This is a genomic window from Sphingopyxis sp. A083, assembly GCF_001468495.1.
Lineage (GTDB): Bacteria > Pseudomonadota > Alphaproteobacteria > Sphingomonadales > Sphingomonadaceae > Sphingopyxis > Sphingopyxis terrae.
Map to the genome: position 1 here is coordinate 79,518 of NZ_LNSK01000010.1, position 6,882 is coordinate 86,399.

Annotated in this window: 7 protein-coding genes; 2 read left to right on the top strand and 5 right to left on the bottom strand. The window is 65.5% G+C overall.

What is annotated here, in order from left to right:
- Positions 1-118 precede the first annotated feature (118 nt).
- From rsfS to ATE59_RS14835, 3 genes are read right to left on the bottom strand one after another with little or no spacing between them, the layout of a single operon-like run.
- Positions 119-529, bottom strand: a complete 411-nt coding sequence (rsfS, locus tag ATE59_RS14825) for a ribosome silencing factor (RefSeq protein WP_003040371.1) — start codon at positions 527-529, stop codon at positions 119-121.
- A complete protein-coding gene (locus ATE59_RS14830) occupies positions 526-1,221 on the bottom strand; it encodes a nicotinate-nucleotide adenylyltransferase (RefSeq protein WP_156416807.1) in 696 nt (231 codons plus the stop codon). The genes rsfS and ATE59_RS14830 overlap by 4 nt, the downstream gene beginning before the upstream one ends.
- On the bottom strand, positions 1,185-2,480 hold the full coding sequence (locus tag ATE59_RS14835) for a glutamate-5-semialdehyde dehydrogenase (RefSeq protein WP_058813109.1): 1,296 nt from the start codon (positions 2,478-2,480) through the stop codon (positions 1,185-1,187). Before ATE59_RS14835 ends, ATE59_RS14830 begins: the two co-directional genes overlap by 37 nt.
- A 79-nt stretch (positions 2,481-2,559) precedes the next feature.
- Between ATE59_RS14835 and ATE59_RS14840 the strand changes: the two genes are divergently transcribed.
- Positions 2,560-3,693 carry a DUF3667 domain-containing protein gene (locus ATE59_RS14840; RefSeq protein WP_058813110.1) on the top strand — a complete coding sequence of 378 codons (1,134 nt, stop codon included), beginning with the start codon at positions 2,560-2,562 and terminating at the stop codon, positions 3,691-3,693.
- 55 nt (positions 3,694-3,748) lie between these two features.
- Positions 3,749-5,380: an alkaline phosphatase D family protein gene (locus tag ATE59_RS14845; RefSeq protein ID WP_058813111.1), complete on the top strand. Its 1,632-nt coding sequence runs from the start codon at positions 3,749-3,751 to the stop codon at positions 5,378-5,380.
- A gap of 439 nt (positions 5,381-5,819) precedes the next feature.
- On the opposite strand, the gene ATE59_RS14850 is transcribed toward ATE59_RS14845, so the two are convergent.
- Both ATE59_RS14850 and ATE59_RS14855 read right to left on the bottom strand, forming a co-directional pair.
- Complete coding sequence (locus ATE59_RS14850; RefSeq protein WP_058813112.1) at positions 5,820-6,125, bottom strand: hypothetical protein; 306 nt, start codon at positions 6,123-6,125, stop codon at positions 5,820-5,822.
- Positions 6,115-6,753 carry a hypothetical protein gene (locus ATE59_RS14855; protein ID WP_058813113.1) on the bottom strand — a complete coding sequence of 213 codons (639 nt, stop codon included), beginning with the start codon at positions 6,751-6,753 and terminating at the stop codon, positions 6,115-6,117. The genes ATE59_RS14850 and ATE59_RS14855 overlap by 11 nt, the downstream gene beginning before the upstream one ends.
- Between the last annotated feature and the right edge of the window lie 129 nt (positions 6,754-6,882).

Here is a 6,882-nt window from a genome sequence, read left to right on the forward strand (position 1 = left end):
CGGCACCAGCCCGCTCCCCCGCCCGGCCTCCCCGACGATAGTAGCCTGTGGGAGGCCGGGCGGGGGAGCGGGCTGGTGCCGCTTCTGTTCGGGCTTTAGGCCGAACAGAACAAAGGCGTCAATTTACCGCGGCAACCGGCGGTGCATCGCCGAACGACCACATGCGTTCGAGATTATAGAAGCTGCGAACCTCCGGACGGAACAGATGGACGATCACGTCGCCGGCGTCGATCAGCACCCAATCGGCATTGGGCAGCCCCTCGACGCGGACCGGTCGGCCCGTTTCCTGTTTGATCCGCTGCGCCAGCTTGTCGGCGATTGCCGACACATGGCGCGTCGACCGACCGCTCGCGATCACCATATGATCGGCGATGCTGCTCTTGCCGGCAAGCGGGATGGAAATGGTTTCCTGGGCCTGATCCTCGTCCAGCTGGTGAAGGATCAGCGCGTGGAGGCTTTCCACGCTGTCGTCCGAAGACTTGGGTGCGGACGCGGCGCCGGGCGCGGCATCCTTACTGGCGGCTATCAAGCGGTTTCATTCCTTTCATCCATGGCCAGCCGCGAATGCGTGACAGGGTCGCGCAGCGCGCGGCCTGCATAGCTTTCGAACCAGCGGGGGTTGGCCTGCCGTATTGCAGTTGCGGATCGCACATCGGGCGAAAAACGCAGGAACACGAGGGCAGGCGGTCTCCAGTCTGTCCAAAGACGTTTCTGGTCCGCGGGCCGGACAAAGCGCCGCAGCCAACCCATCGCCTCTGCAGCATGGGTGCGGCCATTATAGCCCGGACGCGCGATAACCGCAATCGGCATCAATCGCGCAATCTCCCGCCAGTCGCGCCAGCGGGGCAATTGAACCAGATTGTCGGCGCCCATGATCCAGATGAAGCGCCGATTCGGATAGCGACGGATCAGCGCGCGCAGCGTGTCGACGGTATAGCGCGTGCCGAGTTCGGCCTCGATCGCGGTGGCACGGATCGGCGCGCGCCGCGCCATGCGCTGTGCCGAGGCCAACCGGGCGGCAAGCGGCGCCATGCCTGCCTGCGCCTTGAGCGGATTGCCGGGCGAAACGAGCCACCACAGCTCGTCGAGCCCCAGCGCATCGATCGCGTCAAGACTGATCGCGCGGTGCCCGCCATGCGCGGGATTGAAGCTGCCGCCGAGGAGGCCGGTGGTGAGCGGGCGGGTCAGGGTCGAACCTGTCCGCTCCCGCGCACCAGCCATTTATAGGTGGTGAGCCCTTCGAGCGCGACCGGGCCGCGCGCGTGGAGGCGTCCCGTGGCGATGCCGATCTCGGCGCCGAGGCCGAACTCGCCGCCGTCGGCGAATTGCGTCGAGGCGTTGTGCATGACGATCGCACTGTCGACTTCGGACAGGAACCGCTCGGCGGTCGCCACATCCTCGGTGACGATCGCGTCGGTGTGGCGGCTCGAATGGGTGTCGATATGCGACAGCGCGCCCTCGATCCCGTCGACCGCGGCGATCGAGACGATCGCGTCGAGATATTCGCAGTCCCAATCGGTCGCGCTCGCGCGCGTGACATGGGGGCTGAGCGCCGAGATGGCGGCATCGCCGCGCACTTCGCAGCCCGCGGCGATCAGCGCGTCGACGATAGCAAGCGGTGCGGGATAGGCGCGGTCGATCAGGATCGTTTCGGTCGCGCCGCAGACGCCGGTGCGGCGCATCTTGGCGTTGACCGCAAGCTCCACCGCCTTGGCCGGATCGGCGGCGCCGTCGATATAGAGATGATTGATCCCGTCGAGATGCGCGAGCACCGGCACGCGCGCCTCGTCCTGCACGCGGGCGACCAGCCCCTTGCCGCCGCGCGGGATGATGATGTCGATCAGGCCCTGCGCGCGGAGCAGCGCTCCCACCGCGGCGCGGTCCTGCGTCGGCACCAGTTGCACGGCATCGGCGGGCAGGCCGGTCTGGGCGAGACCCGCGGCGAGTGCGGCGTGGATCGCGCGGTTCGAGCGCACGGCCTCGCTGCCGCCGCGCAGGATCACCGCATTGCCCGACATCAGCCCCAGCGCCGCAGCATCGGCGGTGACGTTCGGGCGGCTTTCATAGATGATGCCGACGACGCCCAGCGGAACGCGCACGCGGGCCAGCGTCATGCCGTTGGGGCGCTCGGTCCGGTCGATTTCGGCGCCGACCCGGTCGGGCAAGGCGGCGACGGCCTCGACCGCGTCGGCAATCGCGGCGAGCCGATTCTCGTCGAGGCGCAGCCGGTCGAGCATCGCCGACGACAGGCCGCCTTCGCGCCCCGCCTCCATATCGCGCGCATTGGCATCCAGGATCGTCGCGGCGCGCGCGCGCAGCTCGGCCGCAGCCGTGCGCAGCGCCTTGGCCTTTTCGGCTGTCGTCGCCACCGCGAGCGCCTTCGCTGCCAAGCGTGCGCGTGCGCCCATGTCGGCGATCAGCGTATCCGCGTCGCTATGGTGCAGCGCGGCGGCGATGGCTGTGGAGGTTTCAGCGTTCATGCGACGGGCCAATATCACTTTTGGCGTGATTCCCGAAAGCCCCGTTGCACGAGGTCATTCACCCCACTAGTCAGGGCGCATGAGCGGGGACATCGAAGCATTCGGGGCGGCGATCACGGCGGGGCTTGCGGGCGGCGCGATCGAGCCGGGGCATGGCGAAGGCAGCGCGCACGCGGGCGCCCGCTGCCTCAATTGCGGGACGGTGCTGCGCGGCTCGCACTGCCATCGCTGCGGGCAGAAGGCCGATGTCCATCGCAGCTTCGGCGCGATCGGGCATGATCTGGTTCACGCCATCTTTCATTTCGAGGGCAAGCTGTGGAACACGCTGCCGCTCCTGACATGGCGACCCGGCGATCTGACGCGCCGCTACATTCACGGCGAGCGGGCGAGCTTCATTTCGCCGCTGGCGCTATTCCTGTTTGCGGTGTTCCTGACCTATGCGGTGCTGGCGATGGTCGGCGCGGGCGGCGGCGTCGGGGAGGAACTGAACAAGGCCGCGGCCGAACAGACGCGATCGGCCGCGATCAAGGACAGCATGCAGGTCGAGGTCGACCGCATCGATACCGAACTTGCGAAAAAGGATCTGTCCGCGGCGCAGCGCAAGGAATTGCAGGACGAACGCGCCACGCTTCAGAAAAGTGCCGACTATCTGGGGATTGCGCGCAGCCGCAGCAAGGATGAGCGCACCGCCGACCGCGCCGCGGGGCCGCCGGTTCTCGACAACCCGGTCGATCAGGTGAAGACCAGCGCCGATTTCGTCACGCGCAACAAGGTCGATACCGGGGTGCCGTTCATCGACCATGGCCTGCAAAAGGCGTTCGCGAACCCCGCGCTGATTCTCTATAAATTGCAGGCCAACGCCTATAAATTCGCCTGGGCGCTGATCCCGTTGTCGCTGCCCTTCATGTGGCTGCTCTATCCGTTCAGCCGGCGTTTCCACACCTATGACCATTTCGTCTTCGTCACCTATTCGATCAGCTTCATGCTGCTGCTCTTCGTCGTGGTGCGGCTGCTCAATCTGACGGTGCTGGGCGATCTCGCGACCTTCTTCGCGATGCTCTATGTCCCGTTCCACATGTATCGCCAGCTTCGCGGCGCCTATCGCTCGTCGCGCGTCGGCGCGCTTGCCCGGACGACCCTGCTGCTATTCTTCAGCCTGTTCGCGGTCATCGCTTTCATGCTGCTGTTGCTCGCGCTCGGTATGAGCGGGTGAGCGCATAATTGTCATGAAAGCCGGGCACAGACCCGGCGAGACAGGAGGAAAAACGATGCACCAGCTTTGGGCCGAAATGGATCGCCGCCTGCTGATGAAGCTCGGCACGGCAGGGCTTGCCGCAATGGCCTTGCCCGGCGCGGCGCAGGCGATGGCGGCACAGGGCTTCACCCACGGGGTCGCGAGCGGCGAGCCCGGTCCGCGGTCGGTGCTCCTATGGACGCGCTATGCCGCCGCGACCGACACCGCGCTGACGGCCGAAGTGTCGGACACGGCCGACTTCGTGCGCATCGTCGGTGGCGGCAGCGTCACCGCCGCCGGCGATGCGGATCATACCGCGAAGCTGCACGTCGACGGTCTCGAGCCCGGCCGCTGGTATTTCTATCGCTTCGTCGCGCCCGACGGCACGATGTCGGTGACGGGGCGCACGCGCACCTTGCCGGAAGGGGCGGCGGGCGCCTTCACCCTGGCGCTGTTCTCCTGCGCGAACATGCCGTTCGGCTGGTTCAACGCCTACGGCCATGCCGCCGCCCGTTCGGATATCGATCTGGTCGTCCATGTGGGCGATTATCTGTACGAATATAAGGTCGGCACCTATCCGTCGGCGAAGGAGACGGTGCCCGGCCGCCTGATCCAGCCGTCGAACGAACTGATCGCGCTCGCCGATTACCGGCTGCGCTATGCCGCCTATCGCAGCGACCCCGATTTGCAGCGCCTTCACCAGCTTTTTCCGATCGTCGCGCAGTGGGACGATCATGAATTTGCCAATGACACCTGGAAGGGCGGGGCCGAAAATCACCAGCCCGACGAGGGCGACTGGGGTGCGCGCGAAGCCGCCGCCATGCGCGCCTATGACGAATGGATGCCGGTCGGCGGCGCGCGCTGGCGCAGCTATCAGGTCGGCGATCTGGCGACGATCTTCCTGCCCGAAACGCGCATCACCGCGCGCGACAAGCAGTTCGAGATCGGCGACATCCTTGCCGACAAGGGCGACGCGGCCGCCGCGCTCAAGCAATTTGCCGAAACCGGCTATCGCGACCCGGCGCGGCAATTGCTGGGCAGCGAGCAGGAAAAATGGCTGTTCGACGGCTTCGCGGCATCGGCGAAATCGGGCACGCGCTGGCAGGTCTGCGCGCAGCAGATTGTCATGGGCAGCCTGTTCACCCCGCCCGAATCGAAAAACTGGTTCGGCGCCCACCTGCCCGACTATGTGCAGCGGCGGGTGGAGATCGGTCAGCTTGCCGCCAAGGCCGGTCTGCCGCTCAATATGGACAGCTGGGACGGCTACCCCGCCGCGCGCGACCGCCTGCTCGCCGCAGCGCAGCGCGCCGGCGCCAATCTCGTCACCCTGTCGGGCGACAGTCACAATGCCTGGGCGTTCGACCTGACGCACGGCGGCCGGCCGGCGGGGATCGAGGTCGGCGGACACAGCGTTACCTCGCCGGGGTTCGAAAGCTATACGCCCGCCATCCCCGACGACATACGGGTCGCCGCCCTGCGCGCCGCGTCGCCGCAGCTGCGCTGGGCGAACACGCGCGATCGCGGCTATGCGACGGTGGCGCTGACGCCCGAGCGTGTCACCGCCGACTGGCATTTCGTCAGCTCGGTGCGCAGTCACGACCTCGCGCTCGCCTCGTCGCACCGGATGACCGCGACGCGCGGCCGCAATGCCTATGACAAGGGCTGACGCGCCGGGCGAGGGAGCTGAAGGGGGACAGGACATATTGGAGTGGGGCCGTTGACGGGATCAGGCGGGATCAGGCGGGATTGAGCGGGCAAATGTGGCCGATTTCCGGAGGAATTTCGCGGGCGCTCGAAAATTGGCGATCGGTGAGCGCTGTCTATAGCGATGGTTAAAATAGACGGCGGCGTGACAGGTCGATTTGTAGTGGGCCGGGGTCGGCGCGCGGTATCCTTCAAGAAGGTTCTCAGGCGCAGAAAAGCGGCCTCTTAGAGGCTGCTCATGCCGAACCAAACGCGCCAAGTCGGCTGTTCGAGACGCGGCGATCTGCATGAGAAACTGGGACAAGGCGCGCCCAGTTCGGTGATGCGCCATTATCGGCGGAAAGATGCGCCTCTCGCCGCCAAACGGGCCGCGACACAATATTACAAACTGGGACGTAAATTCAGGGCAGCCCATGCTCCACGACTAGCGTGCGTTCGGCATGGGCAAAGACGTTGCTGCCCTGCCGTCGCGCGCGATGCTGCCAGTAGCTTGCGCACTGCCGGATCGCCTGACGCAAGGCCAGATCAGGGTGCCAGCCGACGGACCTGTAAACAGGGCGAGGAGTGTCCTGCGGGCAATGGAGGGAACAGGTCGCCTCGAACGCAATCCCGTTCCAGGCGATGGCCGTTTGCAGCTCGCAGGGCATGTCGATGCCGTCGATCAGTGCGAGCGCGTCGGCCTCCGATGACAATGCGTCATCGATCACTCGTCGCCATGGTAGCAGAGGCCGGCTCTGTCGCCGAAAAACCAAGCGTTGCCCGCTGGCGATCAACAGCGATGAGGAAGCCGCGCGTCTCGTTCCGAAGGAACTCCGTGTCTGAGCCACCGATTGCGTCAGCAAATAGCCGCATACGCCATGTGGGTGACGACGCCGCTGCTTCGTTGGTTAGCGCCTCCAAATCGCCGCGCGGAATATCCGCCACGAAGTCTTCAAAATGAGTGCAGCCGCCTTGGCGGCAACTAACATCGCCACCAATCCGCTCGATCGAAACGGCCTTGAGCTGGCCGCCAACAAGATACGTTCCTTTCTGCAAGCGTAGCGGCCCGCGCGAAGACGTCGATCTGAAGTAAATTTGATACACCACCTCGCCTGTGGCTTTGTCGATCATTGCCCGGAAGAATTTGTCATCGACCGGCCCTTTCAAGAATGGTTCGGTCGAAACCCAAACACTGGGATCGAGTTCATCCAAGCCAGTGATCCTCACGCGGAGCGCGGCATCTTCGGCAGGAACCGACATTGCAGCCAGTTCGGCCTTAGTCGGCTTCCGGGGCGATTCGGCGCTATGGACAGGAAGCGCGATCAGCGCGGTCGCGATCACAACAGACCGGAACATGAGACTTCCTTTCATTCAACAAGGCGAAGGTGCGGGCGGACGCGGAGCGGGACGATATTGTCGCCGGGGTGCGCCTCGACCCAAATGGATCGTTCGATGATATCGGCGGGAACGGTTAAGAAAATGACC

What these genes read in the sequence shown, in the direction of transcription:
- ATE59_RS14830 (WP_156416807.1), bottom strand. Translation starts at nt 1,221, where the DNA reads ATGGCTGGTGCGCGGGAGCGGACAGGTTCGACCCTGACCCGCCCGCTC.
- ATE59_RS14835 (WP_058813109.1), bottom strand. Translation starts at nt 2,480, where the DNA reads ATGAACGCTGAAACCTCCACAGCCATCGCCGCCGCGCTGCACCATAGC.
- ATE59_RS14840 (WP_058813110.1), top strand. Translation starts at nt 2,560, where the DNA reads ATGAGCGGGGACATCGAAGCATTCGGGGCGGCGATCACGGCGGGGCTT.
- ATE59_RS14845 (WP_058813111.1), top strand. Translation starts at nt 3,749, where the DNA reads ATGCACCAGCTTTGGGCCGAAATGGATCGCCGCCTGCTGATGAAGCTC.
- ATE59_RS14855 (WP_058813113.1), bottom strand. Translation starts at nt 6,753, where the DNA reads ATGTTCCGGTCTGTTGTGATCGCGACCGCGCTGATCGCGCTTCCTGTC.